Source organism: uncultured Lactobacillus sp., assembly GCF_946477725.1.
In the GTDB taxonomy this organism is placed as follows: domain Bacteria; phylum Bacillota; class Bacilli; order Lactobacillales; family Lactobacillaceae; genus Lactobacillus.
On the sequence record NZ_CAMKZC010000004.1, the window covers coordinates 56,297 to 82,328 of the forward strand.

General features: G+C 38.8%; 22 protein-coding genes. 4 read left to right on the forward strand and 18 right to left on the reverse strand.

Annotated features, from left to right (window positions below):
- Positions 1–5 precede the first annotated feature (5 nt).
- From Q0R51_RS03235 to Q0R51_RS03260, 6 genes are all read right to left on the reverse strand, one after another.
- Positions 6–1,223 carry a glucosaminidase domain-containing protein gene (locus Q0R51_RS03235; RefSeq protein WP_294756641.1) on the reverse strand — a complete coding sequence of 406 codons (1,218 nt, stop codon included), beginning with the start codon at positions 1,221–1,223 and terminating at the stop codon, positions 6–8.
- Positions 1,224–1,344: 121 nt separating this feature from the next.
- Positions 1,345–1,836, reverse strand: coding sequence for a sigma-70 family RNA polymerase sigma factor (locus Q0R51_RS03240; protein ID WP_294756643.1), 492 nt, complete (start codon positions 1,834–1,836; stop codon positions 1,345–1,347).
- 235 nt (positions 1,837–2,071) lie between these two features.
- The gene (locus tag Q0R51_RS03245; RefSeq protein WP_294756645.1) at positions 2,072–2,914 is read right to left on the reverse strand and encodes a hypothetical protein; all 843 of its coding nucleotides are present in this window, start codon (positions 2,912–2,914) and stop codon (positions 2,072–2,074) included.
- A gap of 133 nt (positions 2,915–3,047) precedes the next feature.
- Positions 3,048–4,847, reverse strand: a complete 1,800-nt coding sequence (locus tag Q0R51_RS03250) for an SLAP domain-containing protein (protein WP_294756646.1) — start codon at positions 4,845–4,847, stop codon at positions 3,048–3,050.
- Between the two features lie 532 nt (positions 4,848–5,379).
- Positions 5,380–5,628 (reverse strand): DUF2922 domain-containing protein, encoded by a 249-nt coding sequence (locus Q0R51_RS03255; protein WP_294756648.1) that lies wholly within the window; start codon positions 5,626–5,628, stop codon positions 5,380–5,382.
- Positions 5,629–5,669: 41 nt separating this feature from the next.
- Entirely contained in the window at positions 5,670–5,888 is a 219-nt protein-coding gene (locus tag Q0R51_RS03260; protein ID WP_110446619.1) for a DUF1659 domain-containing protein, read from the reverse strand.
- Positions 5,889–6,103: 215 nt separating this feature from the next.
- Here Q0R51_RS03260 and Q0R51_RS03265 point away from each other — a divergent pair, with 215 nt between their 5' ends.
- The 3 genes from Q0R51_RS03265 (at position 6,104) to Q0R51_RS03275 (ending at position 9,836) form a co-directional block, all read left to right on the forward strand.
- Positions 6,104–6,967, forward strand: coding sequence for a hypothetical protein (locus tag Q0R51_RS03265; RefSeq protein ID WP_294756650.1), 864 nt, complete (start codon positions 6,104–6,106; stop codon positions 6,965–6,967).
- Positions 6,968–7,225: 258 nt separating this feature from the next.
- A complete protein-coding gene (locus Q0R51_RS03270; protein ID WP_046325555.1) occupies positions 7,226–7,684 on the forward strand; it encodes a hypothetical protein in 459 nt (152 codons plus the stop codon).
- 121 nt (positions 7,685–7,805) lie between these two features.
- On the forward strand, positions 7,806–9,836 hold the full coding sequence (locus Q0R51_RS03275) for a KUP/HAK/KT family potassium transporter (RefSeq protein ID WP_122026534.1): 2,031 nt from the start codon (positions 7,806–7,808) through the stop codon (positions 9,834–9,836).
- A 526-nt stretch (positions 9,837–10,362) separates the two neighbouring features.
- Here the strand turns inward: Q0R51_RS03275 and Q0R51_RS03280 are convergent.
- From Q0R51_RS03280 to Q0R51_RS03310, 7 genes are all read right to left on the reverse strand, one after another.
- A complete protein-coding gene (locus Q0R51_RS03280) occupies positions 10,363–11,610 on the reverse strand; it encodes a CPBP family intramembrane glutamic endopeptidase (protein WP_122026535.1) in 1,248 nt (415 codons plus the stop codon).
- Between the two features lie 144 nt (positions 11,611–11,754).
- The gene (locus tag Q0R51_RS03285) at positions 11,755–13,704 is read right to left on the reverse strand and encodes a M13 family metallopeptidase (RefSeq protein ID WP_294756653.1); all 1,950 of its coding nucleotides are present in this window, start codon (positions 13,702–13,704) and stop codon (positions 11,755–11,757) included.
- Positions 13,705–13,799: 95 nt separating this feature from the next.
- Positions 13,800–15,020 carry an MFS transporter gene (locus Q0R51_RS03290; RefSeq protein WP_294756654.1) on the reverse strand — a complete coding sequence of 407 codons (1,221 nt, stop codon included), beginning with the start codon at positions 15,018–15,020 and terminating at the stop codon, positions 13,800–13,802.
- Positions 15,021–15,189: 169 nt separating this feature from the next.
- Positions 15,190–16,446 carry a carboxylate--amine ligase gene (locus tag Q0R51_RS03295; RefSeq protein ID WP_294756655.1) on the reverse strand — a complete coding sequence of 419 codons (1,257 nt, stop codon included), beginning with the start codon at positions 16,444–16,446 and terminating at the stop codon, positions 15,190–15,192.
- 19 nt (positions 16,447–16,465) lie between these two features.
- Entirely contained in the window at positions 16,466–18,415 is a 1,950-nt protein-coding gene (gene asnB, locus Q0R51_RS03300) for an asparagine synthase (glutamine-hydrolyzing) (protein WP_294756657.1), read from the reverse strand.
- Between the two features lie 109 nt (positions 18,416–18,524).
- Positions 18,525–19,922, reverse strand: coding sequence for a metallophosphoesterase (locus Q0R51_RS03305; protein WP_294756659.1), 1,398 nt, complete (start codon positions 19,920–19,922; stop codon positions 18,525–18,527).
- 55 nt (positions 19,923–19,977) lie between these two features.
- Complete coding sequence (locus Q0R51_RS03310) at positions 19,978–20,463, reverse strand: hypothetical protein (protein ID WP_046325563.1); 486 nt, start codon at positions 20,461–20,463, stop codon at positions 19,978–19,980.
- A gap of 189 nt (positions 20,464–20,652) precedes the next feature.
- Between Q0R51_RS03310 and Q0R51_RS03315 the strand changes: the two genes are divergently transcribed.
- On the forward strand, positions 20,653–21,219 hold the full coding sequence (locus Q0R51_RS03315) for a DNA-3-methyladenine glycosylase I (protein ID WP_294756660.1): 567 nt from the start codon (positions 20,653–20,655) through the stop codon (positions 21,217–21,219).
- A gap of 57 nt (positions 21,220–21,276) precedes the next feature.
- Here the strand turns inward: Q0R51_RS03315 and phnE (Q0R51_RS03320) are convergent, their stop codons facing one another.
- From phnE (Q0R51_RS03320) to Q0R51_RS03340, 5 genes are all read right to left on the reverse strand, one after another.
- Complete coding sequence (gene phnE, locus Q0R51_RS03320) at positions 21,277–22,089, reverse strand: phosphonate ABC transporter, permease protein PhnE (protein ID WP_122038053.1); 813 nt, start codon at positions 22,087–22,089, stop codon at positions 21,277–21,279.
- Positions 22,089–22,892, reverse strand: coding sequence for a phosphonate ABC transporter, permease protein PhnE (gene phnE, locus Q0R51_RS03325; protein ID WP_294756662.1), 804 nt, complete (start codon positions 22,890–22,892; stop codon positions 22,089–22,091). The genes phnE (Q0R51_RS03320) and phnE (Q0R51_RS03325) overlap by 1 nt, the downstream gene beginning before the upstream one ends.
- Positions 22,885–23,658: a phosphonate ABC transporter ATP-binding protein gene (gene phnC / locus Q0R51_RS03330; protein ID WP_046325567.1), complete on the reverse strand. Its 774-nt coding sequence runs from the start codon at positions 23,656–23,658 to the stop codon at positions 22,885–22,887. Before phnC ends, phnE (Q0R51_RS03325) begins: the two co-directional genes overlap by 8 nt.
- A 21-nt stretch (positions 23,659–23,679) precedes the next feature.
- Positions 23,680–24,606 (reverse strand): phosphate/phosphite/phosphonate ABC transporter substrate-binding protein, encoded by a 927-nt coding sequence (locus tag Q0R51_RS03335; RefSeq protein ID WP_122026544.1) that lies wholly within the window; start codon positions 24,604–24,606, stop codon positions 23,680–23,682.
- 325 nt (positions 24,607–24,931) lie between these two features.
- The gene (locus Q0R51_RS03340; RefSeq protein ID WP_294756664.1) at positions 24,932–25,864 is read right to left on the reverse strand and encodes a phosphate/phosphite/phosphonate ABC transporter substrate-binding protein; all 933 of its coding nucleotides are present in this window, start codon (positions 25,862–25,864) and stop codon (positions 24,932–24,934) included.
- Between the last annotated feature and the right edge of the window lie 168 nt (positions 25,865–26,032).

Consider the following 26,032-nt stretch of genomic DNA (forward strand, 5'->3'; position numbering starts at 1 on the left):
CTAATCTAGAAATTGCCTTTCTTAATATATTGGTGAATACCAATTCTATAATACTTATGACCATAAATATTAATTGCACTGCCAAAGGTTGCGACTGACTGCCCCTTCTTCATCACCAGCTGATTATCACGGTTGCCGTAATCGTTATAAACATAAGCGTTCTTTTTTAATGGTCTCACTGTGCCATCAATATTGCCGCTGGCAATATACTGGTTTTCACCAATACGGTAATATTTTTTACCGTTAATAGTTTTAGTACCGTAAGTCGCAATCACTTTGCCAGTGTTAGGTACCTTAATTGCCTTGAGCTTTTTAACACGTTTACCCTCAGAATTATAGACATAAGAGTTGTGCATTAAAGTCTTGTTGACCTTTTTTTCACCCTTAGGGGCTTGCGAAGCAGGAGGAAGTGCGCTGCCCAAGTCTAAGAGCGTATCATTAACCCAGCCCTTGCCGGAGATATACATGCGTTTTTTGCCGTTATAATAAGTAATGGTCTTCGTAACGGTCACAGCATCGCCCTTAGCAACGGAATTAGTCTTAGCTGAAACCGAATGGTCAGTGGGCCACGCATATGTAGCGCCCGCTTTCTTGACAACATAAGACTTGCTGGTGTTTGAAACCGTAGGGTCATATTGCGTCAAATTGTAGTTAGTAATTCTGGCGTTCAAGGTCGTGTTGTATTTGCTGTCAGTCGCATACGTACCAGTTAGCGCCTGAGTGGCATCTGTATAAGAAGCAGCGTTTTCCAACCAGGCTCCTTGATAGCGATCAGGCTGCCAAGTTACACCTAAGCGCAATTTCTTACCATTATCATCAAAAGAGTCCTGACAAGAGTCATATTTTCTGAACTTAGCGGTTACGTAATAGCTCTTGCCATTCTTATCTTCTTCACGAGTCTTAGACGAATATGTTGCTCCAGGCCAGTCGTCATTAGCTTTCATACCAAATAAGTTATTGGCGTTGACTGCCAAGCCTGACTTGCCCCAATTAGATTCTACGATTGCCTGGGCAATCATCACAGAAGGGTATAAGCCATATTTCTTTGATACCTTCTGTGCCTGTTTAGACATAGTATTTAAAAATGCAGTTTCAGCCGCAGTAGCTGCAGATACTTTCTCAGCACGTACTGGAGAATTGGCAATTAAGATGTTGGTAACCGGCATGACAACCGCTGAGGCGAGGACAGCTGTCGCAAAACCAGTGATTAGTCTTTTCTTCATAAATAATATTTCCTCCTTAACCGACACCTTTATTGTATCGGGCAATTAGACTATAAACAATAGCTGCACTTGAATTGTAGTCAAAAAGTAATATAGATCGTTTTTATATTACAAATAGTAATTATTTTTCTAAAATTTCACGTAAGTGAATTAACAAATTATGCTTGCTTCTTTGCAGCTGAACCCGGCTCACATGAGCTTCTTGAGCCAAGGCACTGATAGTTTGACCACCAATTAAGTGATTAATAAATAGCAATTTCTCTATCTTGTTCATACGAACAAGCTCACCCTTAAGAACCAGCTGGTTATTCCAGTTAGTCATTAATGCTGCTTCTGTGAGCGAATCAAAGGCAATTTCTTCTTCAGATTGACGCTGCCTTTTGCGCAACAGATCAATAGTGTGCCAGATAATCTTACGAAAACTCAGCCGATCTACTTCAGGACGCTTCTTATCTGCTAACTTGGTTAACATTTCCGCGTATATTAAAATACCTTCTTGAAAAAGGTCTTCATAATTAGTATAGTCCACTCTGACGTGGGCGGCCTTTAATGCGCCTCTAACTAGTTTTTGGTTGTCCCATGCCGTTAAAAATGCCTGTTGGTTAATCTTCATTTGTGACGTTTCCTTTATGTCATTTTGTCACAAGCGCTTGTGCTCCTATAGATTAACAAGGTTTATTAAAATAGCAAAAACATAAAATGAGGCGTTAATTATACTATCACTGCTTATTTTAATAAAAGAGAAAATTTTCCTAATCCTAGCTGCAGATAGCCTAATAACGCGCAATTTCTGGGTGAAAAAAGAGTTAAAAAAATACACGAATCAATTACTTAATTCGTGTAGCAAGCTAATATAGGCTGTCGGGTCTCTTGCTGGAATAGTAGGCCTTCTTATGTGCCTCGGTCATTTGGGGCAATTCATAAAAATCTGCCAAGTAGTTACCGTAACGTAGGTGCTTTTTATCCAGAACTTCCGTCATAATACTTTTGAGACTTAAATTGGCCAGAGATTGATGCGGATGAAAATTAGCCGGTTGATCAATCAGAGATTTGCCATGAAATTTCCTAACCCGCCAGCCTAAATTCTGCTCTAAATGGGTACTGTTAAGCACATACAGGGCATGGTTAAAGAATAAGCTGTTACATATCTTATCTGTTAAATGCCGGCTGCAGTTGCGGTAAGCAAAAAGGTATTTGTTGTTGCTAATACTGACAGTTTCAAAGACAAACATGTGGTTCTGCATTGGTTGATAGTCGGCCATTTGATGGAGCGCAACCCAGTCAAGATTACTGGTGTTGTAGCTGCGAGTGGAAAAGTAAGCCAGTTTGCCAGTAGCTATGACGTTGTGTCCTGCTAAACCAATTTGACGGGCAAATTCACGCTGAAACTCAAGGCCGGCAAACAGGCACTTTTGCGCAAATGAAGTCAGGTGAGACTTGGTACTACGACCACTTAAGACTATGCCGCACTTACTGTCAAAAATGGCGCTTTTGAACTTGCCCCACAGTGGCTGATTTTGAAACTGATACAGAGCAATTGTGCTGGCATTAACACAGTATTCCTCGTCAAAAACTAGATAGTCTAAAATCTTCTTATCTTCTGCTATACGCTGGCGCAATAACCTTTCTGACCAAATGGGATAGTCTTTACTTGGGGGTAAGTTGCAAATGGTATCATTTTCTTTTATCATTTAAGCTGCTCCTAATTTTAAAATTGATAAAAGCTATTATACCAGTATTGTTATCGCTTGCATAGCTTAAAAAGGCAACAAAAAAACGGAAATGTATTACATTTCCGTTTTCGTGTAATTAATTAAGAATTAATTACTTAAAGTTAGCAACTTTAACGTATTGCTTAGCAGGACCGCCGATACGGTAGTAAGCCTTACCATTCTTGAATGTGTAAGGTGAACCAAAGGTAACAACAGTTGAGCCCTTCTTCAATACACGTCTGTCAGCACGCTTCTTAGAGGTCTTGTAAACATAAGCGTTGTGTGACAATACACGAGCAGTACCGTCAATGTTGTCAGCCATTACGTATTGGTTGTCACCAATCTTGTAAACAAGGCTGCCATCTGCAAGCTTAGTTGGGTCACCGTAAACATTTACAGTGCTGTAAGCAGCAAGTGTCTTAGTACCAACACGCTTGTGGTCCTTGTCGTAGATGTATGAATTGTGCATAATCTTCTTAGGTGTAGCAGCAACTGGTTTAATTGAACCATCAACATACTTAGTTTCTACAAACTTAGTTGAGTTAGCTGAGTTAATACGAGTGTATGATTTACCATTTACAGTTACAGTACCGTAAGTAGCAATCTTGTCACCGTTCTTAACAGTTGTCTTAGTATCGGTTACTACATTACCACTGATGTCATAAACTGGTACGTTATCAATGTCAGCTTGAACAGTAGTGTAAGTAGCACTTGGATCGCCAACAGTTATGTAGAACAATACAGAACTAGTCTTACCTTCAGCATTAGTAGCACTTACAGTTACAGGGTAAACGCCAGCAACAGTTGTATTAACCTTAGTTGTATCAACCTTAACAGGAATAGCAGTATTGTTATTTTCACTCATAGTAGCTGAGAAGCGACTAGTGATCAAAGGCTCGTTTACTGTACCATTAAGGGCAACATAATTAAATCCTTCACCGTTAACGTTAACAACATCGCCTGTACCAAAGTGTGCAGGTGTGTTAGCTGATTCACCAGCAAATTTGATTCTTGGGAATGAGAAGTCTGCATCAACAGCATCTGGATAAACTGTTACATTAAAGGTACTTGTATTTCTACCTGCTGCAATATTTACAGGGAATGTAATAGGTGCGGAAGGCTTTGCAAAAGTACCATCTGAGTTGATAGTAATTGCTTTAACAAGACCATCTCTAACATCTTGAGCTAGTTGTGTAAATCTACCACTAATAATTCCAGCACTATTTGCAGTATTGCTTGAACTAATTGAATCTACACCAACACCATATTTTGCATTAATTGCATTTACAACAGCATCTACACTATAGAAACCTTTAACAAGGCCAACTGAACCAGAAGCTGCACGTCTGTTATCACTCTTAGTGTAAACATATGGTGCACCTACCATAGCCTGGTAAGATGTCTTAAATGATTGAGCCAATACAAATTCGTCACTTTCACCTGCAGGAGTAGCAACAATTTGTCTTGTACCACCATTTACATTTAAATTATATGTTTGACCAGGGTTTAAGCCAGTAATCTTAGCATATCTATTTGCTGCAACATAATCAGTACCCTTTTCCAAGGTTGATACAGGCTTTGCACCAGCCTTAATAGTTGCAACACCATCAGCAGAAGTAACATCATCTTTTTGGTAAATGAAAGTATCTCCACGAGTTACAACTTTTGCATTTGGAACATTTGCATTTCCACCATTAAAATGTAAGCCAAAAGTTATACGAGAAGCGGCTTCACCACCGTTAATACCTTCAGCGCCAAAAACATCAAGTCCTGCACTAAGGGTGTAATAACTTGGATCAGCAGCACGTGTGCTTACATCAGCTGATACAGTTGATACAGTACCTGCAGCAACTGGAGCAACAGCTAATAAAGCAGCAGCAGCAGCACTAACAATTCTTAAATTTTTCTTCATGTGGTCTTTCCTCCTTGTGTATATACAAAATAGTAATAGACTATAGGTTCAGTCGTTATGAGCCTACATTGTTACAACACCCTTCGAGCTGAAATCATAAGTTTATAACTCTTATGAGGTAGCCTTCAAGCTGAAGAACGCGCATGCGTACAGGCTATCGAACCTGAAGCATAGTTATTACTTACCACATTTCATATTGTACTAACCTTTTGCTTAAATTGCAAGGCATCCAATTATTTTACACACTTTTGTAACAAACGCTTACAGCTGTAAAATAGATATGTAAAGTTCCTATTTCTATAAAAACGTTGTGCAGCAATGCTTTGCGGGTTTTCTAGTCAATTTTAGTCAAAAATATTTTTTTATTTGCCGGTAAATTTTACAAAATAATAACAAAAAAACTTTTTATAAAGTAAAAAAGGCTGCACTTAACAATCTTAGTGCAACCCTTTCCTTTATTAATATTTACTCTCGTCTTAAAATCCGTCTGACTTTAGCAATCAATTTGCTAATCAGTTTCAGTATCTGCAAATTACAGAGACTGATCCGCAGTATTATCAAACAAACTAGTAACAGTTCGTTCAACGTATGCAGCAGATTGAGGAGTTTGATATAGACTCACCCCTTCTTGTTCAAATGCATCAGCATTTGCTATTGTAGTCATTGCTGTTTTAACTTCCACGCCAGTTAAGTTGGCCGCAGCGTTAGACAAGGACAAGTTAACCTTTTTACCTGCACCATTTAAAAATACTAGTTGTAAAGTCTTGGTTTTAGTTTCCATATTATATACTCCTATCCCGCTTAATTATTGACTGACTAGTTTTAATCTCTTGCTAATGAAATGCCTTGCTTCTGAATTAAGGTTGCCGCTCCCAGTTCATCGCCTTGCAGTTGAGCTAGTGCGTTTCCGACTTTAGCTAAACTGTCAGCTGCAACGCCCCGTTTAACATTCTTCAAATTGCGTGTTTTAGCACCTTGTTTGCCATACTTGGAGTTTAAAAATGTGTATTGGACTGCTTGATCTAATAATGCAAAATTCATAGTATCTTTCTTCCCTTTTTTAATTTATCTTAATGCTGTAATCAACCCGCGCGCCAGATGTCTTACACTATTACTAACGAATTGGCACCGTAAAATGTAACTTTTTAGTCGTAATTTTTTAGCTAAAACATGTGAAAAAACACCATTAAGTAGTCAAATCTACTTAAACCATCTATAATTAAACTAAGTATGAGTAAGGAGGATAAGTTCCTATTATGAAAAAAACGACAATTGGTACGATTGTGGCAGTAGTAATTATCGCTATTGGTGGTGGCGTTTTTTATGCCACCCAAAAATCTAACAGTGATAAAGTTAATGCTTCCTATAACAGTGCAATGACTACCGGTAAAAATGCAGTTGCTGACAAAGACTACTCAGAAGCAAGCTCCGCATTTGCCAAAGCTTTCAGAATTAAGAAGACTGACCAGGCTAAAGCTTATAAAAACCAATCGGACAATATGACTTCTGCAATTAAGGCTACTAAAAAAGGTAAATATGATGATGCCTTAAGCAAAACTGCAGACGTAATTCAAAGCAAAAACGGCTACTCCGTTTTAGTAAAACAAGGTAAAAATCTCAAAGCTACTATTAAAGATGTGCAGGATAATTACGAACACGAAATTCGGCCTATCTTTCTTGCTGCATCCCAAGCAGAGCTGAATAAACAATACCTCAAAGCCGCTGACGAGTATCAAAAAGTCCTAGACTTGCCATATATCGACGGACAATACTACAGCCAATATAAGAAAGAAGCAGAAAAGGGACTGAAGAATAACCAAAAGGCTGCTAAAGACGGCACAAACGGTAACGCAGCTCAAAGCTACAAAGCTATTTCTGGTAAAGGACCAGACACGGGCAATGCTGGTAAGACCGGTGAAGGAGCAATGGGCAACCATAAGGTAAACGGCAAGACCGTTACTAAGAAGCAGATTGCGCAATTGCGTAAGCGTGTAGCTAAGTTTGGTTATGACGCAACCTCCTGGAGTCCACAAGACCTAATCGATCTTTACAGAAAATCCGGCAGGACTAAACCAAGCAAGATTACCAGAAAAGACATCCAAGATTATCTGAGACCATAATCACGATTTTTAGATCTCTGAATTAAGTAAAATCGCCTTGAACTGCTAAACTGCAATTTAAGACGATTTTTCTTGTCAAAGTTTTAACTATTCAGCAGTTTTTTGTGCGTGGGTAAAAATGCTATAATTTTATTAAAATTGAGAAAAACTACTATTATGTAAAGGGTAAATTGCTCCAATAGTTGCTTTTATAGCCTAAACTCTGTAAAATGACTATTGACTTTCACGTTTCCTATTTTTATTAAAGGAGTGTCTGCTTTGACTGATAAAGAAAATAATACCAAAGAGAAAGATAACGAAAAACAACAAGAAAAAGATAAAGAAAAAGCTAGAAAAGAAAAGGAACTTAAGGTTGTTATGCCTGAGGCTGAGTGGTCTACCATGCCGCAGAAAGAATTCGCGCAGCAGCCGGATTACCTTATAGTCTTCGCTGACTTCTACATCGCACAATTTAATCAGCGCGACTTAGAAATCATGAACTTATACGATACTAATTCCAACATGGTGGATATTAATCATTATCTTCTTAACAACATTCACTTTACCCGCAAAGAATTAGTTAAACATGTACTACAATATCATGCGCAAAATTTCCAAAATATAATTGATGAAATTGCGGCTAAAGATGGTGTTGAAGCAGAAAAAATGACATCATACAAGGATTGGGATAACTGGTACGAAGACCGTCGCAATAAAATTTCAGCTTCTTTATCATAATTTACTTGTACTAAAGCAAAAAAAAGAACAAAATAGATACTTGAATGAGAATGCCACATTGACATTCTTTTTTACTTAAAAATGAATAGTTCAATCTTGTCTATGGGAGTACATATTTACTATGGATAAAAAGAAGAAGCGGATCTCAGCTGCCGGTTTGTTAATTACCATCGGTATCGTTTACGGTGATATCGGCACTAGTCCGCTCTATGTAATGAAGTCAATCGTTACGGGTAATGGTGGTATTGCCAACGTTGATCGGGAACTAATCTTGGGTTCAATCTCGCTGATTTTCTGGACAGTCACGCTGTTAACTACCGTTAAGTACGTTATGATTGCGCTTAAGGCCACTAACCGTGGTGAAGGTGGTATATTCGCTTTATACGCTTTAGTACGCAAAAGAGCCAAGTGGCTGGTGATGCCAGCTTTGATTGGCGGAGCAGCGTTATTAGCCGACGGAACATTGACGCCAGCCGTGACTGTCACAACCTCAATCGAGGGACTGAAGAACATGCACTTTGGTTCCCACGTCCCCGTTCCTAATCAGAATGCCGTCATCATTATTACGATCGCCATTCTGTTGGTACTGTTCTCAATTCAAATGCTGGGCACCAGCAGTATCGGTAAAGCCTTCGGCCCGATTATGTTTGTCTGGTTTACCTTCTTAGGCTTAATCGGTATCTATAATATGGCTAACGACTGGTCAATTCTGGAAGCACTGAATCCGGTTTGGGCAATTAAAGTCCTTTTCAGCCCCTCTAATAAAGCCGGTATTTTCATTTTGGGCTCAATCTTCCTAGCTACGACTGGTGCCGAGGCGCTGTATTCTGATGTTGGTCATGTTGGCAAAGGTAACATTCGCGGATCATGGCCCTATGTCTTTCTTTGTCTGTCACTTAATTACTTGGGACAAGGAGTATGGATATTGCAAAACCCGCACTACCAGACTAATGGTGGTGAGCTCAATCCTTTCTTTGAGGCTGTACCGACTGATTTGCGTCTGTTCGCCATTATTTTAGCTACAGTTGCCGCCATTATCGCCTCCCAGGCTTTAATCACCGGTTCATTTACACTGGTATCCGAAGCAAGTGGTCTGAAATTTTTACCACGGATGAATATTAATTACCCTACTACCAAGCATGGACAAATTTATATTCCTTCCGTTAACAAAATGATTTGCGTTGCTACTATTGCAATCGTCATTTTCTTCAGGACTTCAGAACACATGGAAGCAGCCTACGGTCTGTCAATCACGGTCACAATGTTGATGACTACCCTGCTTTTATTTGAGTACTTGGGTTCAAAACACCATCCGCTAATATTGCGTCTCTGTTTCTTACTTGCCTTTGGCTTTATCGAAGGCATGTTCTTAATCTCCAGTCTAACCAAATTCATGCATGGCGGTTATGTTACCGTCCTAATTGCCGGTTTCATTGGCGTTATCATGTTCATTTGGTACTTCGGCAATAAAGTCCGCGACAAGCACGAAGGTGCTCATTCCTACGTACGTTTAGATGAATACACCGATATGTTAACGGACCTAAGTCATGATGATGATTACCCTACTTATGCGACTAACTTGGTCTACATGGCTAAAGTTAAATACAATAAGTTTATTAAACGGGAAATCATGTACTCCATCTTGGATAAACGGCCTAAACGCGCTCAGGCCTACTGGTTTGTCACTGTTAACATTACCAACGAACCGTTTACAGCCAGATACGCCGTTAATACTTTTGGCACTAAAAATGTCATTAACGTGCAGCTGTATCTCGGTTTCAAGAAACAAACCAGTGTCAACGTTTACCTGCGGCAAATTGTCCACGACTTGATCAAAGACGGCACCATTGAGGCTCAACCGCAGGAATACACTACTACCCCTGGTCGTAAAGTCGGCGACTTTTCATTTGTAATTGTTAATGAAGTTGTCAGTCCTTTAACCAGACTAAAGGGTTTTGAAAAAGTAATGTTAAAAGCGCGGGTATGGCTGCAAAACCTGTCTTCTAATCCTGCCTCCTGGTTTGGTTTGGAATACACCGACACAGTGGTCGAGCAAGTTCCTTTGATTTTAGGCAAGCCAAGACACAACTTGCACATTAAGCGGGTTGCACCACGCGACTATTCCAACCTAAAGAAAAAAGATACTGAATAATATAAATAACCGTCCACGACTTGTTAGAGTCGGGGCGGCTTTATTTTAAGCAAAAAGCGTTTATAATAAGTGATATGAAGAAATCATGACCAAGTAGTAAAAGTCCAGTCAAACAGAGCGAATTATGAATAAATATATCGATAAGCTTGAAGTGAGTGACTCCATTGTACAACACATTGGACCTGAATATTATGCTTATCAAATTTTAATTAATGAAAAGTTGGTAGATTTTGTGGCTCTTTAGTTTTTAAAACTAATTAACCCCCATAAACCAAATCTCTTTTATTAATCATATGTCTGAACTAGTTATATGAAAACTATTCAAACCAAAAACGCACAAGCTTGAAGTTAAAGTCTAGCTTATGCGTTTTTTAATTACTTTGTCAATTATGGAATCAAAATCAATGGTAATTAATCCTGTTGCTTCGAAAAAAATTTTCTTAGAATTTCACTGTCAAACAGATTCTTTCTAATTTCTCCATCTTGCGTAAAATCTTGATGACTTCCTAAACTGCAATTTAAAATATTACATTTGCGCCAAGTTTTTTGCGATTACTTCTTGTCTCCGTTTGGTCCAAATAATAACTAAAGCTATAGCTGCATAAATAGTCACTCTCAAAATGGTTCCCTGCCAATCCATCATAGTAGGTTGCACTGCAGACTTAACTGGATTGCCATATTCGCCGATACCAGCTTGAAGAAATAGAATAAAATCATATAAGCCATGATAGGTCATATTTAACAGTAGCGAATGTGTGTAAAGGTAAATAGCAGCAAGTACCAACCCTGCGCCACTTACCTCAAACATTTGGCGCAAAGTAGTTAATGGCGTTTGATAGGCAATGTTGGTGATATGCCAAAACCCAAAAAGTAGACCATCAAATAACACAATTAAGTATATACGATACTTACTGCTTTGAAAAATTTGCGCAAGAAGAGCAATAACTAAAAAACGCATTAGCCATTCTTCAGCAATCCCTGTTCGTATAGCTGACCCGATAATACCAAGATTAATTTGATCAAAATAGTAACTCAAAGTATCGGCAATGTTATCAACTTTGGCTAAAGGAGATAAAGCAATTAAAAGTAAAACTCCCGCTAAAAGCAAAGTTATTAAGCTGGAAAACAGAATTGAGTCATTCCGACTATATAGAAAGTGTGGTTTTTGTATTTTCCAACTGGTCATTACCAAAACAGTAATGATGATTAAAACAGGAATTCCAGACAAACCCGAATTATTTATCTGGTGCAATACCTTGTTGTACCGTAAAGTTCCGGCAATCTTGCTTACAACCCGGACGTCATAGACAACAAACATCAATAGCAAAATCCTGCCCCAATTATTGTTCACCCGACTTAAGGCTAATTTAGCCATTGGAATATACATGATAAGGGAATAAAAAGTAACCAAAAGCATCCAGAAAGTGCCATTGATCAAATGATAGTAATTCAGTAATTTTGTTAGCAAAGACAAACTAATTGGCAAAGTGTAACAAATTGCTATAGTTTCAATGTAATGGTTAATCAATTGCCATCTTTTCGGCTGTTCACTTTCAGTCTGTAATAAAGAAAATTGTAAACAAACAAAAATAAGAGAGAGTGAAATGGCAAGTCTTTGGCTTTGATTAAAAAGATTTCTATTAACAAAACCCAGAGTAGCGCAAATTAGTAAGATCAATATTTGTCCCACAGTTTGTGCTAAATGAAAAATTTTTATTATCCGATTTGTTTCTGATGTACGTGCTGATACAGCGTTTTGATTGAAATTCTTCATGGTAACTACATTATAGTAAATATAAAATGTGTTTCAATATATCTTTAATCCTTTTTTAAAATTAGTAAAATTATTATTTACCTATACAAAAAAAGCCATTGTTCTAAATGATTAGAACAATGGTTTTTGATTTACTACTAATAATTACCAAATATGTACCCGTTTGTCTGGATCGAGCCACATGCCATCTTCAGGCTTAACATCAAAGGCTTTGTAAAAGTCATCTTGACATTGGCTTTGAACGTTGGCACGTAATGGACCAGGTGCATGAACGTCAACAGCGGTTTGACTCTTAATTGATTCAGTCAGTTGCTTATTAGCCCAAATACGTGCAAAGTTTTCGAATAATTTCTTTAAGTCATCATTTTCATTCTTTGCGGCTTCAACAGCAGCAGTTAAACCACCTTGGTCAGCAATATTTTCTGAAACTATTTGCTTACCATTAAGTTTAACCGGACCATATTCGATGCCATCAAACAAATCAATTTCAGCTTGTGTCCGCTTCTTGAATTCGGCATAATCCTCATCAGTCCACCAATTAGTCATGTTGCCCAATTCATCAAATTGTGCACCATTGTTGTCAAACGCATGTGAAACTTCATGAGCAATTACGGAACCAATACCACCAAAGTTAGCTGCTCTGTCTTGCTTTAAGTCATAGAATGGCTTTTGCAAAATGGCTGCAGGGAAAGTCAGATCATTTCTTTGCGGATCATAGCAGGCGTTAACTAAATTACCAGGCATTGCCCAGACTGTCCGGTCAACTTCCTTGTGCAGTTGCTCAATGTTGTATTTTTGCTCTGCAATAGTAAATGCACGTTCATTTGCATAAAGGCTGCCACCTTGGCTTGCAGGGATAACCTTTAAGCGATTATAAATCTCCTCAATTTTATCCGGATAACCAATTTTCAAGACCAAAGCATCAAGCTTAACAATCGCACGCTTTTTAGTTTGTGCAGAAAGCCAGTCATTATTTTGCAGGCGCTCCTTATAAACGTCAAGCATACGGTGAATCATATCTTCAACGTCTTTTTTAGCATCTTCGCCAAAATAAGTCTGACCATAATAAACACCGACTACTTCACTAAAGGCGCTGTTGGCAATGTGGTAAGCTTGCTTTTCACCACTAGACAACTTAGGCTGGCCATATAAAGCCTGGCTAAATGGGAACGCTGCTTCTCTGAAGTCTTGTGACAAGGTGTCAGCAGCCGCGTTAATAAAGGTAACAATCATCCAGCCCTTGATTTCAGCAAAGTTTTCTTCATTGATAATTTCGTTAATGTGATCCAAGTAGCGTGGTTCTTCAACAATAATTCGTTCTGGTTCTTCGCCAATTGCTTCTTTCAAGTAGTAAGCAATCTTGAATTGATCAAACTTAGCTTCAAAGTCCTCAATCTTCATTGGATTGTAAGTAGCAGGATAATCTGCCCACTCCTCTGTAGACTTAACGATCTTAGCTAGCTTAGCATCAAACTTAATAGCATCTGCTGCATATTTTTCTGCTTGAGCTTGAGCAATACCAGCCATGGTTAACAGCTTAACTGACTGCTTTTGCAAAGTATCTAACAATTGAGGTGCATCAGGCGTTTGATAAGTTGTAGTGTCAGGCAAGAAAGTTCCAGGACCGGCAAAATACAAAGCATTAACTTTGGTATTCTTCATGTCAGGTTCAACGCTAAAGCTAAATGGGAGCAAGGCAAAAGTTGCTAAGTCAGGCGCATTTAGGTTGTAGTCAGAAAAGTCCTTAATGCCGGCAAGAATAGCTAAATCGTCCTTAATCGGATCAGCACCTTCTCTATTACGCTTGTCAAAATCGCCTGCTAATTTATAGAGCTTAACTGCTTCACCTAAGTTAGGAACGTTCGGCACTTCTTTTTTACCAGACGCAAAATCGGCAAAATCCTGCATTAAATGCTTTTCAACATCTACATCGATGCCGTCAAATGAAGCCATCCGTGAACGGTCTTCAGGAATTTTAGTATTTTTAATCCACTCAGAATTAATAGCCAAGTATAGGTTGTCCTGTGGACGAGCAGCAACATTAGGTTCAATAATATCGCCACTACCGCCGCGAACAGCAAAATTTTTATTCATTCAGAAAGTCCTCCCTTTTATATCTAAATTAAAAATAGACTAAATTAATCTTATCATTTTAATTAAACCGTTAATATTAAAAAGCCTTTACAAAATCATTTATAAAGTGTGATATGTTTACGCAACTTTGCGTGAAGGGGCAATAGCATTAGCACCATCAGAAAAATACCACAGGCAGCAATTATGAAAAACGGAATATAACCCGCACGATCAATTACCATACCGCCAAATAAGGGGCCAAAGGCCTGACCAATACCACGGGCAACATTAATTTCCCCCTGGTATTTACCCTTACTGGTTGCGGGGGATAAATAGTTAATGTAAGCAGGAACGGCAGGAAAAGCTGTCGCTTCACCTAGCGTCAGAACAAACATTGACAGTGCAAAGTGGGCAAAGTCTTTGGCAAAAATCAATGTGGCAAAAGAGATTGAGAACATGATCGTGCCAAAAATAATTTGCTGAAACAGGTTTTTAAAAATATGGGGAAAACGGGCCAAAATTACCTGGACAGTAACTATGATGGCACCATTAAAGGTCCATAGCAAACTGTACATGTGGAAAGGTATTCCCAAAGACACCATGTAAACTGACAGGTTGGACTCCCAGTTCATATACATTAACCAGGTCACAGCTAAAGAAACCAAAAATCCGACCATCAACATCACGTTATATTTTGGCATAGGAATTGCCTTGGATTGTGCGTCCTTTTTAACACCATTCTTTTTACGGTTTTGGTGAAAAGTGCTGATTGGGCGATAATGGATAGCCGCGTTGACGCAAGCAATGGCAAATAAAGATGCTGCCAGAATAAATAAAAATTCAATTGAGAAGTCATAGAGATAACCGACAAGCAGAGTACCAGTGACAGTACCAACGTTTTGCGCAAAATAAATTAAATTAAAAACGTAACGTCCTGAATATTTACGCAGACTCGTCGCAATTGAATTAATCAGCGTGCCGTTCCAGCCACTGATACATCCCGTCATAATCAGCCAAATCCAATATTCCGGCCAGCCGTGAAAGAATGCCATCATAAACAGAACCAGCGCATCAAGTCCTAAACCAGTGACAATTAACGGGTAGGGGTTCAGGCGATCGTATAAGCGCCCGGCTAAAAATGAGCCCAAGACATTGCTGGCACAATTGCAAAATAAAACAACCCCTATTACAGAAAGGCTGATGTGTAATTGTTTGTTTAAATAAACCGAAGTTAAGGGCCAAACAAAACTTGACCCAATCCACGTGGCCAGTTCCCCCAGTAACAGCCAACGCAGCTTAATTTCTGTTTCTTCATTAGATCCGTGTTTAAGTTTCATTTATTCAGTCCTTTCTTTTTTTAAAATTCCATTTACCAGTTTAGCAAGAAGTATTAAAAAAGAACACCCCAAAACTAATAACTAACTTGGTAAAAAGATAGTTTATATCTAAAAAGATGATTACATGCCTTGCTGCAATCATCTTTGTTATTATGCAATGGAAACAGGCCTAAAAGAACTGGCCCTTATTTTCCTGGTAATACTTTTGGTAGCGTCCTTTATAATTATGAAACATGTATTTCAAAAGCAGCCACCGCTTAAAATTGCGATCCTGATCATAAAAGACAGTCGTACCATAGCGCCCTTCATGAATCAGTTCTTCGGCCATCTGTTTAGCTTCATTGTCCACGGCATATTCCTTGAACACGCTCACCGGAATACCCAGCCACAGTTCATGCTTTGACTTTAATTTGTTGCCGTAGATTGGTTCCTTGTCCTGCAGTGAATCGTAAACATAATCGTCTACGTACCATTTGGCTAAATTATAACCATTAAGGGTCACATAGAAACTTGAGCGGCCCTGACGCAAATTAATTTCAAAGAACTTATATTTACCATCACGGGCGTCATATTTAATGTCAAAGTTGGCCATCCCCGTGTAATTGATTTTTTCCAAAAATGCTTCAACTTGCTCATACAGCTTTTCATCATAATCAGGTAAAATCGCCATATAATTGCCGATTGATTGGGGTGTGGGATCTTCCAGCAAAGGATGACCCATACACATCATCTTAACATGATGATCCTTATCAACATAGGCATTTAACACCCGCATGTTGGAATCATCACCGGGAATGAAATCCTGCAGAATTAAATCTTCTTTGTAGCCATTCTCATAGATTTTAGTAACAATGTCGCGCAATTCAGTTTCATTATGAATGGTAAAAGCCTTTTTGCGACCTTCAAATTGCACATCAAGCCAAGATACTGGATCCTCCGGTTTAAGCTCCAGTGGATAGCCAAAAGGCAGTTCCAAATAATTTTCTGCCTTGTAATCTGCCATAGTCACAATTTTAGTCTTAGGGTACGGCAGGCCATACTTTTCCGCAATTTGATAAAAGTTTTCTTTTGAAATCAATTTTTGTAAGAGATCATAATCCACGTAAGGAACAATAAATACCTGCTCTAGTTCTGCTTTATGTTTGGCAAGCAGTTCCGAATAACCATCTCCGCATGAAATCAAAATCACCGGTTCTTCATGGTCTTGGTAAAGTTTCATTTGCTTGCGCATTACTTCAATAAAAGTGGGATCTTCACTAAAACCCTGGTGCAGTTCCACACTGACAATTTTAGAATAACGCGTTGCTGCCAGCTGGCTGTCAGCCAGTGCTTTCACGCTAATACCATAAGCCTCGTTAAACGAGCGGGCCATGCCGTAAACATTAATGTCACTACCAAGTAAAATTGGTGTAAAGTTTCGTTTCATTAATAAATTCTGCTCCTCATTAAACCAATTTGCCTTGTTTAATCAAATCGGCTACTTCTGGTTGAACACGCTGGTATTTGGCAACCGTACCTTCATAATCAACAAAGAATAGTTTATACCAAACTAAGAACGTGTAAATTGTCCAAATCTGTCTGCGATGAGAGCCATCGCCTTTATAGTTTTCATCAAGCAAGTCTAAAATTTTATCCTGTTCGAAGATATCCTGCACAAAGTCTTCGCTGAACAGTTCGCGCACCTGCTTATAAAAACGAGGTTCTTGCAGCCATTCTTTGATTGGGGTAGGAAAACCTAGTTTTGGCCGTTTAGCCCATTCATCTGGTAAAACTTTTTCTGAAGCCTTGCGTAAAGCATATTTAGTATCATGCTTATTAACTAAATAATCGGTGGGAATTGAATTTGCCCTTTCTGCCACCTTTTTATCAAGATATGGTACCCGCAATTCCAGCGAATGAGCCATAGAAATCTTGTCTGCCTTTTGTTCAATATCATTAAGCATAAAATGATGCAGATCAATGTACTGCATTTGCCGGACGTTATCGAGATTTTTGACCTTCTTAAAGTCACTTTGGTAAATACCGTTGACAGTTAGCTTATTACGGTAAGACGGCTTTAAGATGCTGTTAGCATCTTCAGAAGAGAAGATAGTCGGGTAATCCATGTCATAAATAACCGATTGACCAACGTAAAATTCACTTGGCTCAGCTAAGTTGGTATACAGGTGCACTTTCCCCGGGAAATTCGGCATTTTCTTAATTCTGCGCGCCAACTTAACCTTGGTGTTCTTAGGCAATTTCTTGCACTGCGAAGTAAAGGCCTTAATAATACTGTTATGCGTGTGCATCCCATAATTGACATACCCTGCAAACAATTCATCTGCACCTTCACCGGACAACGCGACAGTGACGTGCTTTCGCGCCATCTTGCAGAGGTACCACAACGGGATAATTGACGGATTGGCATCTGGTTCATCCATATGATACTGCATCTCCGGAAAGTCATGCATCGCTTCATCTGCTTTAACCTTGTCAGAAAAGAAGTTCCAGCCCTTAATCTCTGCTAGCGCCTTGGCCTTTGACGCTTCATCATAAGTAGCATCATCAAACGAAATTGAAAAAACATCATCCGGATTTAAGATACTGGTGATATAGCTGGAATCGACCCCTTCGGATAAGAAAGCACCGACGGGAACATCCGCAATATGGTGCAGTTTAACTGATTCGTGCAAGTCCTCGTTAATTTTATTAACAGTTTCTTCGAAACTTAAAGTATTGGCTTTGTATTCCGCGTCCCAGTACTGGTGGGTTTTCATTGAGCCGTCTTTGTATTCGAACCAGTGACCGGCAGGAAACCTGTAAATACCCTTAAAGAAGGTCTCATGCAAGTCATTATACTGATTCATCAAATACGGTTTAACAGCCTCAATATTTAAACGCCGTTTAAAGCCGGGCAGTGCCAGAAAGCTTTTAATTTCCGAGCCCATGATCAAGTGGCCATTTTCATTGCTGTAATACAGCGGCTTAATACCGAAAAAGTCGCGGGCACCATACATTGTCTGGGTCTTATCATCCCAAATAATAAAGGCAAACATGCCCCTGATTCTTTTGAGCAGGCCAGCCATGCCCCATTCTTCAAAACCATGCAAAAGCACTTCCGTATCGGACTTAGTGGTAAATGTGTGACCTGCCGCAAGCAATTCTTCTCTTAAGGGCTGGAAGTTATAAATTTCACCATTAAAGATAATCGCCTTTGTTTTGTCCTCGTTGTAGATTGGCTGACTGCCGCCACGTAAATCAATGATTGACAGTCTCCGAAACCCTAAAGCAATTTTGTCATTGGTATAAAAACCATCTGAATCAGGACCACGATGCTTCATTGCCGCCATCATTTTACCGATAGCAGCTTGTTTATCATTTATTTCTGGATTATAGAATGCAACAATTCCGCACATTGCTTAACTTCCCTTAATTTATCTTACTTTGTATATTTTTGTCTTCATTTTAACTTTTCCATTATATGCTAAGAACCGGGCAATTTCCAAATTGCCCGTCGCGACTTTACTAAATATAAAAGATTCTGCGTTTGCTGGCAGCACCATAACCGAAGGTCTGAATATAGTGTCTTTGTAAATCAATGTTTACGATATAACCGGCAAATTCGGTTTGGTGGTCAATTTGCCTTTTCCAATTTTTATTGTATTTGGTAGTCAAGGCGTGATTAGGACCCATCAGTGCAGAACAGTTAAACAAGATATACTGGATGCCGTTAATTCGGTACTGGTCTTCTCTATGTCTGTGGCCGCAGAAGTAGGCAATAATGCGGGCATTTTTTACATTAGTAAAGTCAAACTCATTTGCCAAACGAAATTCAGGAGGCAGACCAAAGCTGGAATGCATCCCTCCTTTTTCACCTTGATTAAAAGCTACCAGCAGTTCATGCAGTGAACGACCGTTGTACTTTAATGCGTTTGAACCCTTACGATTAATGGGATTGGCATGACTCATCAAGATAATTTGCTTATTCGATGACTGCTCCAGAATTTCAATAATTTCTTCTATTTGATCTTCCCTCACAGCCAAAGTGAGTTTAGCATCATATTTTTTTCTGCCTTGTGCATCCAGATAATAGGGCAAATCTGAAGTATTAACAGAAATAAAGCGCAAGTCATCCACGTCATAGTAACAAACACCGTGCTGGCGGGAAATATAATGAATGCCATCTTGTTGATACATAGCCGGCCACATAATTCCTTCAAATTCATTTTCGGGAAAAGAAGCCCTTAAATCATGATGTTCATCGAATTTATCATTTTCATCGTGATTTCCTTTAATTAAAATATAAGGCACCTTATCTGATTTAAAAGAATCACGCAGTTTAGTTAATTCACTTTCACCTAAAAAGCCGGTATCAGAGCCATCTATCCAGTCGCCTAAATGAACTTTTAAACTAAGAAGACCGGAATCATCAAGATAAGAAAATTCATTAACATGTGTCAAACCATTCCAGCCATAAAAGTCCATACTGTTACGGTCCTTATAATGAGTGTCCGTAATGACACTCACATTCACAGAATTTTGCCCTGTACGAATGCGGCCTTTTACTCTTTCAATAAAGCGGTCCAGATATTCTTCTATCACGTAGCGCCTGCCCGTTTTACGGCTGACAAAAGCGCGATAACGCTGCAATTCAGGACTATACCTGCGCACATATTCAGGCTCTAACTTATCCGTGCTTTCCAAGCTCAATGCCTGGTGCAGTACCTTTTCTTCATCTTGATAGACAGTCAGGGTATAAGGTTGATCATTGGGAGTTCTTTGTTCACCATCAACGTGATATTCTCCTACTGTCAAATAGTCTTGCATGGGATCAAGCTGTGTATCTTTTTTCTTAAATAAGGAATGCAGCTTAGCCCCGTTTATTTTATCAGCTAATCCTTTAGCATACTTAAAAACACCCATTTTTTGCCTCAAGCAGAAAGAAAAAGAGCTGAACACACATGTTTCAGCTCTAAAATTATAAACTTTTTTCTAAAGCGTGTGCCGCTAAACCAATTGACAGAAGTGCATCTTTAGACAAAACTCCTTGTAATGTTTTTGGCGCTACTTCTTCAACGGCTCCAATTACTTTTAAGCTGTAACTAACAACGTGAAAGTCTACTATGTCATTGTAAAATCCATCTTCATAAGGATTTTCATGATTATAAGTCAAGTTGATTTCATTCTTGTCAACAAAACCGTCAACATGGTTAGTTAAAATCCGATCATGTAAATCGGTTAACTGCTCTGATAATTTAATCAAAGTCAGTTTATGATCACTTTCAGTGTCATAATACTCTTCCTGAGTCATGCCGAAGTATTCTTTTATTGGCTTATGCAATACGTGCAAATTATCAATTACACGATAAACTGCCTCGGCGTCAAAATCCGTTTCTTTATTTAAAATACTCTCTTGATTTGCGGCCAAGTCATCGGCCAAAGTTACTATTTCTAACTTCTCCATGGTTTCCTCCTAAAGTTCAATATATATTATACCAAAAAAACTACTATTGCACTTTTTGAGGACAAAGTTTCTGATATTTTAGGAAAAAGAAAATAATTAAAAGTTACTAGTCAAATTGTTTTACAAAGAATAGCAAACTTTTGGCGTATTTAATCATGAACGCTAAGATATATTTAAGGAGAAATAAAAATGAATGATATCACTCGCTGTCCCTGGAGTGACCATGATGATGCTTTAATTAGTGAATACCACGATCACGAATGGGGTAAGTTAAACCTAGATGAACGCTATTTATTTGAAATGTTGGTATTAGAACTGTTTCAATCCGGTCTTAGCTGGTCCACTGTTTTGCATAAACGTTTAAGTTTTAAGCAGGCTTTTCACAACTTTATTCCAGAAGAAGTTGCCCAAATGAGTGCACTGGATCAAAGCCGCTTACTGCAGAACAAGGCAATTATCCGCAATCAAAGAAAAATTGCGGCGGCAGTTACCAACGCTCGCGCCCTGTTAATTATTGATGCCAAATACGGTAGTTTTGCGCATTATTTGCAAAAATTTATCCCTACTCCTATTATTCATCATCCCCAAACAAGTGCTGAAGTACCAACGACCAACAAGATTGCACAAGAACTAGCAAAGCAGATGAAAAAAGACGGCTTTACCTTTGTGGGGCCAGTAATTATTTATTCTTTTTTACAAAGCGTAGGCTTAATTAACGATCACCTTGAAAATTGCCCGTTTAAATATCACGGCTAAAAAAATGAATCAAGTTGCTAGTTACCAACTTGATTCATCATTTGTTATATTTGCGTTTTATACTAATTTCTTCCGAATCCAGCCTGAAATCCAGTCAATTACAACAACCATAATGATGATACCCAATAAAATGATACCAACACGGTTCCACTGGCGGTATTGCAGCGCAATAATTAGCGGATAACCGATACCACCGGCTCCAACTAAGCCTAAGATAGAAGCGGACCGAATTGAAACGTCAAACCTGTATAACGTGTTTGAAATAAGAGCAGGCATCAGATTAGGCATAGTAGAAAACATAATAATATTTGTTTTTGAACCACCAACCGCAGTGACTGCTTCGTTAGGGCCATCGTCTAAGTTTTCAATTGCTTCAGAAAAGAGCTTGGCAAGCATTCCTACTGAGTGAAAACCCAAGGCCAAAACACCGGCTGCCGATCCTGGCCCTACAGCTTTAATAAACATCAAGGCCAAAACAATTTCTGGGAATGACCTGATGATTGCCAGCACAATTTTACCAGAGCGTGAGACATACCAGTGCTTATGCTTGGTATGCGCTGCCCAGAAGGCAAACGGCAGTGAAATAATAGCGGAAATAAATGTGCCCAAAAAGGCAATGCAGACAGTTTCCCAAAGCTGCGAAAGCAGATCTTCACCCGTACCGTTATATACGTACGACCAGTCAGGATGGAAAATACCGGAAAAGATCGCACCTGCAATTTGACCGGCTGTTTCTTTAATGCCGCCAAAGTCAATGCCAGTACATGACCAAATAATCAGCACTACTGTGATAATAGCCATCAACCAGTGAAAGGCACGCTTTTTAACATCTATAGGCCTAGGAGGTAACTTTTTCATACTTGTATCCATTATTGCATCAACGCCTCCCGTGACTTAGATGAAACGTAGTCAATCAGCACTACCACTATGATAATTACAATAATAATTGTACCTGTCTTCGGATAATCGAAAATTTGCAGTGTTTGCTGCAGATATAGCCCAATACCACCGGCACCGATATAACCCAAAACGGTTGAAGCCCGCACGTTAATTTCGAATGCGTATAAACAATAAGAAATAAAATAGGTAATAACTTGTGGTAAAACCGCAAAGACAATTATTTGTATTTTATTAGCCCCAACTGCAGTTAGTGCTTCAATCGGACCCGGATCAATAGTTTCAATAGCTTCATAAAAGAGCTTGACCACAATTCCAAAAGTACAAATGGCCAGTGCCAAGACACCGGCTACCGGTCCGATACCAACAATAGCGACAAAGATGGCACCAAGAAGCAGATCCGGTATAGTTCTGATAATGTTCATAATTATCCGCAAAATTCCCGTGACTGCCTTATTTTTAACAATATTGCGGGCAATAAGCAAAGAGTAAATAAAAGCAATTACAGACCCTATTGCTGTACCCAAGATCGCCATCTTAATAGTTTCAAGCAAAAGCGGTATAACTGTTGCGAGGTATGACCAGTCCGGGTGCAACATCTGCAAGAAAATCTCAGCAAAATCCCCAAAGTTGGCAAATAGAGCACCCAAATCTGTTTTGGTTTCATTAGTAGAAATGAATAGTCCGGCGACAAAAAGCAGCACCCAAAGCCAATTCAAAATTTTAAGCTTTTTCTTAGGTAAAGTCATCAGCTTTTCTTGCTCTGTACTACTCATCTTGATCACCACCGGAATATATCTGATCAAACGTGGATGCCGGAGTATCTGACATCTTGCCGTCATAAATAATTTCACCAGCACGAACACCAATGACCCGCTTACCGAATTCTTGTGCTAACTGGACGCTGTGCAGGTTGATGACTACCGTCATACCATGCTTTTCATTCAACATCTGCAAGTCTTTCATTACTCGACGTGAAGTCTGTGGGTCAAGTGAAGCTGTCGGCTCATCCGCCAAAATAATATCCGGGTTTTGAGTCAAAACACGAGCAATCGCTACCCTTTGTTGCTGACCACCAGACAATTCATCAGCTCGTGAATAAACCTTGTCTGCCAAATCCACTTGCTGGAGTGCATCATACGCGCGCTGCTTATCTTCTTTAGTAAAAAGGTTGAGAGTAGATTTCCAAGTAGGATAATAACCCACTCTGCCTGTTAAAACGTTACGCAGAACACTTGACCGTTTAACCAGATTAAAGCTTTGGAAAATCATTCCAATATGCCGGCGCAGCGTTCTTAACTTTTTACCTTTGGCCTTGGTAATAGATTCACCATTAATTAAAATATCACCTTCAGTAATATCAATTAAACGGTTAATCGACCGCAAAAGTGTTGATTTGCCGGCGCCAGATAGACCAACAATAACGACAAATTCACCTTTATTAATAGTTAAATTGACGTTTTTTAAACCAACAACATCTTTGCCATAAACTTTCTTCACGTTTTTTAATTCGATTATTGGCTTAACTGCAGAATCTGCCATTATAAACTTCCTTTGTATTCTTTATTTTTTGGTCGATTCAATAATTTTTTCATACTTACGCACAACATTAAAGTCGCTGTCCTTAGTGTGGACATATCCTTCGTGAGTGTAAATACTTTCGATGACCTTTTTACCCTTCTTGGACTTACCGATAGCGATAAATGCCTTAGCCAATTTCTTTCTGAATGATTCACTCATGCTAGGAACAACGGAAATGGTATCGTTCGGAATAGGCTTAGTAAAGTAAATGGGAACAACTTGGCTCATGATCTTAGGATTATCGTCTTTAACAATTGTTCGTGCATCTTCAAAAACAAACGCGGCGTCTGTGTCGCCATTGAGAACATTTAAAACAGCTTGGTCTTGACCAGTTACTGTCACTAGCTTGCAACTCTTGCGTACATCAAGACCCTTTTCCTTTAATTCAGCAATTGGGAAAACATAGCCAGCTGAAGAAGTGGGACTTTGAATAGAAATAGACTTGCCCTTTAAATCTTTCCAGCTCTTAATTTTTGAATTTTTCTTTGCCACAATTTCAGCGCGATAGAAGTTAACCAGTTCCTTAGTTGGTCGCCCGTCAGGTTGCTTAACACCATATCTTTGAGCCTGCAGCAAGACATCTGCTGCTCCCTGCTTATGAGCTAAAATGTAGCCATTTGGCGGCAAGAAACCTACATCAACTTTCTTAGACTTCATGGCCTCAACCACCGTGTTGTAGTCGGTAGACATTGATACATGTACTGGAATGCCTAAACGATCTGACAACATTTTTTCCAGCGGCTTTGCACGAGATTCCAGTTTAGTGGCAGCCTGACTAGGAACGAATTGGACGTTCAAAGACTTAGGCGTGCCAGTATCTTTGCTCTTTTCTTTGTTTGAGCAGGCAGCCATCATGAATGCTACTAAAAAAATAGCGGCACCAGCTAGTATTTTTCTAAATTTTTTCATCATGCCCTCCCAGACATAAAAAAAGACTTTAGCTAAAAACACGAACGTGAATTAAACTAAGTCTTTCAATAACACTTTTACTAAAAAGCGAACAATACCATTTTGAAAGGAACGAAAAGGCTTTTTTGCAAAAACTTCAATGAACGCCAAGCGCCGTTTTTGCATTACCTTCACCCTCCTTTCGACATACTGTATTTATTCTATCAAATAATAGCAGAAATGTTTTATTTAGAAAAGAGAATTGACTAGAAATCTTATTTTGTTTAAGAAAGTTTATTTAATTCTTGGTATGTAGCCTTTTGAGATTTTTTAAATATTGGGAAAACTATTTCTTAGTAGAAGCAATTAATTTATCGTACTTTCTGATGATGTTATAATCACTGTCTTTAGCGTATGTATATCCTTCATGACTATAAATATTTTCTATCATCTTTTTACCATCTTTTGAATTAGCAATTGAAATAAAGGCTTTGGCTAACTTTTTCCTAAATGATTTAGACATACTTGGAAGAACCGAAATAGTATCATTAGGAATACGCTTCGTGAAGTAAATAGGTACAACCTTGCTCATAATCTTTGGTTCATCCTTCAGCACATCATTTCTAGCATCTTCATAAACAAATGCTGCGTCAGTATCACCGTTTAACACGTTAAGAACTGCTTGGTCTGCACCGGTAACTGTTACCAATTTACACTTTTTAGTAACATCTAAGCCCTTTTGTTTTAGCTCTGCAATAGGGAAAATATAACCCGAGTCAGATGTAACATCTGTTACAGAAATAGACTTGCCTTTTAAATCCTTCCAGCTCTTAATTGAGGAGCCTTTCTTTACTACTACTTCACCACGATATGAACTAACTAATTCTTTGGTTCTTACACCATTTGGCTGTGTAACGCGGTAGCGTTCTGCCTGCAATAGTAAATCTGCTGCGCCTTGTTTATGAGCCATAATGTATGCATCAGAAGGTAAAAAACCGACATCAACTTTTTTAGACTTCATAGCTTCAACTAGGCCATTATAGTTAGTAGACATAGAAACATGTACCGGAATTCCCAGACGCTTAGAAAGCATCTTCTCCATAGGCTTAGCCCGTGCTTCCAACTTGTTAGCAGCTACGCTGGGAACAAACTGCACGTTGAGTGACTTTGGCGTGTTACTGTTTGAACTTGATTTCTTACTTGAATTCGAGCATGCAGTAGCACCAACGGTTAATAATAATGCAAAACATGCTATCAGAAACTTTTTGATTTTGGTCATTTGCTTTTTTTACTCCTAATAAATACGTTTACCATAACTTTAATTTTGTTTAAGCATAAACTTCGTTGTCATTTTCGTGGCAATTTATTCATGTAAATATTCAAATAAAATCAACCTAAATCAACTTCCGCTTCTATTTTTCATTACATCCTCCTGAAATTAAGCAAA

What these genes read in the sequence shown, in the direction of transcription:
- asnB (WP_294756657.1), bottom strand. Translation starts at nt 18,415, where the DNA reads ATGTGCGGAATTGTTGCATTCTATAATCCAGAAATAAATGATAAACAA.
- Q0R51_RS03290 (WP_294756654.1), bottom strand. Translation starts at nt 15,020, where the DNA reads ATGAAACTTAAACACGGATCTAATGAAGAAACAGAAATTAAGCTGCGT.
- phnE (WP_294756662.1), bottom strand. Translation starts at nt 22,892, where the DNA reads ATGAGTAGTACAGAGCAAGAAAAGCTGATGACTTTACCTAAGAAAAAG.
- Q0R51_RS03260 (WP_110446619.1), bottom strand. Translation starts at nt 5,888, where the DNA reads ATGAATTTTGCATTATTAGATCAAGCAGTCCAATACACATTTTTAAAC.
- phnE (WP_122038053.1), bottom strand. Translation starts at nt 22,089, where the DNA reads ATGGATACAAGTATGAAAAAGTTACCTCCTAGGCCTATAGATGTTAAA.
- Q0R51_RS03245 (WP_294756645.1), bottom strand. Translation starts at nt 2,914, where the DNA reads ATGATAAAAGAAAATGATACCATTTGCAACTTACCCCCAAGTAAAGAC.
- Q0R51_RS03240 (WP_294756643.1), bottom strand. Translation starts at nt 1,836, where the DNA reads ATGAAGATTAACCAACAGGCATTTTTAACGGCATGGGACAACCAAAAA.
- Q0R51_RS03310 (WP_046325563.1), bottom strand. Translation starts at nt 20,463, where the DNA reads ATGGAGAAGTTAGAAATAGTAACTTTGGCCGATGACTTGGCCGCAAAT.
- Q0R51_RS03250 (WP_294756646.1), bottom strand. Translation starts at nt 4,847, where the DNA reads ATGAAGAAAAATTTAAGAATTGTTAGTGCTGCTGCTGCTGCTTTATTA.
- Q0R51_RS03315 (WP_294756660.1), top strand. Translation starts at nt 20,653, where the DNA reads ATGAATGATATCACTCGCTGTCCCTGGAGTGACCATGATGATGCTTTA.
- Q0R51_RS03280 (WP_122026535.1), bottom strand. Translation starts at nt 11,610, where the DNA reads ATGAAGAATTTCAATCAAAACGCTGTATCAGCACGTACATCAGAAACA.
- phnC (WP_046325567.1), bottom strand. Translation starts at nt 23,658, where the DNA reads ATGGCAGATTCTGCAGTTAAGCCAATAATCGAATTAAAAAACGTGAAG.
- Q0R51_RS03340 (WP_294756664.1), bottom strand. Translation starts at nt 25,864, where the DNA reads ATGACCAAAATCAAAAAGTTTCTGATAGCATGTTTTGCATTATTATTA.
- Q0R51_RS03275 (WP_122026534.1), top strand. Translation starts at nt 7,806, where the DNA reads ATGGATAAAAAGAAGAAGCGGATCTCAGCTGCCGGTTTGTTAATTACC.
- Q0R51_RS03305 (WP_294756659.1), bottom strand. Translation starts at nt 19,922, where the DNA reads ATGGGTGTTTTTAAGTATGCTAAAGGATTAGCTGATAAAATAAACGGG.
- Q0R51_RS03235 (WP_294756641.1), bottom strand. Translation starts at nt 1,223, where the DNA reads ATGAAGAAAAGACTAATCACTGGTTTTGCGACAGCTGTCCTCGCCTCA.
- Q0R51_RS03285 (WP_294756653.1), bottom strand. Translation starts at nt 13,704, where the DNA reads ATGAATAAAAATTTTGCTGTTCGCGGCGGTAGTGGCGATATTATTGAA.
- Q0R51_RS03255 (WP_294756648.1), bottom strand. Translation starts at nt 5,628, where the DNA reads ATGGAAACTAAAACCAAGACTTTACAACTAGTATTTTTAAATGGTGCA.
- Q0R51_RS03265 (WP_294756650.1), top strand. Translation starts at nt 6,104, where the DNA reads ATGAAAAAAACGACAATTGGTACGATTGTGGCAGTAGTAATTATCGCT.
- Q0R51_RS03295 (WP_294756655.1), bottom strand. Translation starts at nt 16,446, where the DNA reads ATGAAACGAAACTTTACACCAATTTTACTTGGTAGTGACATTAATGTT.
- Q0R51_RS03335 (WP_122026544.1), bottom strand. Translation starts at nt 24,606, where the DNA reads ATGAAAAAATTTAGAAAAATACTAGCTGGTGCCGCTATTTTTTTAGTA.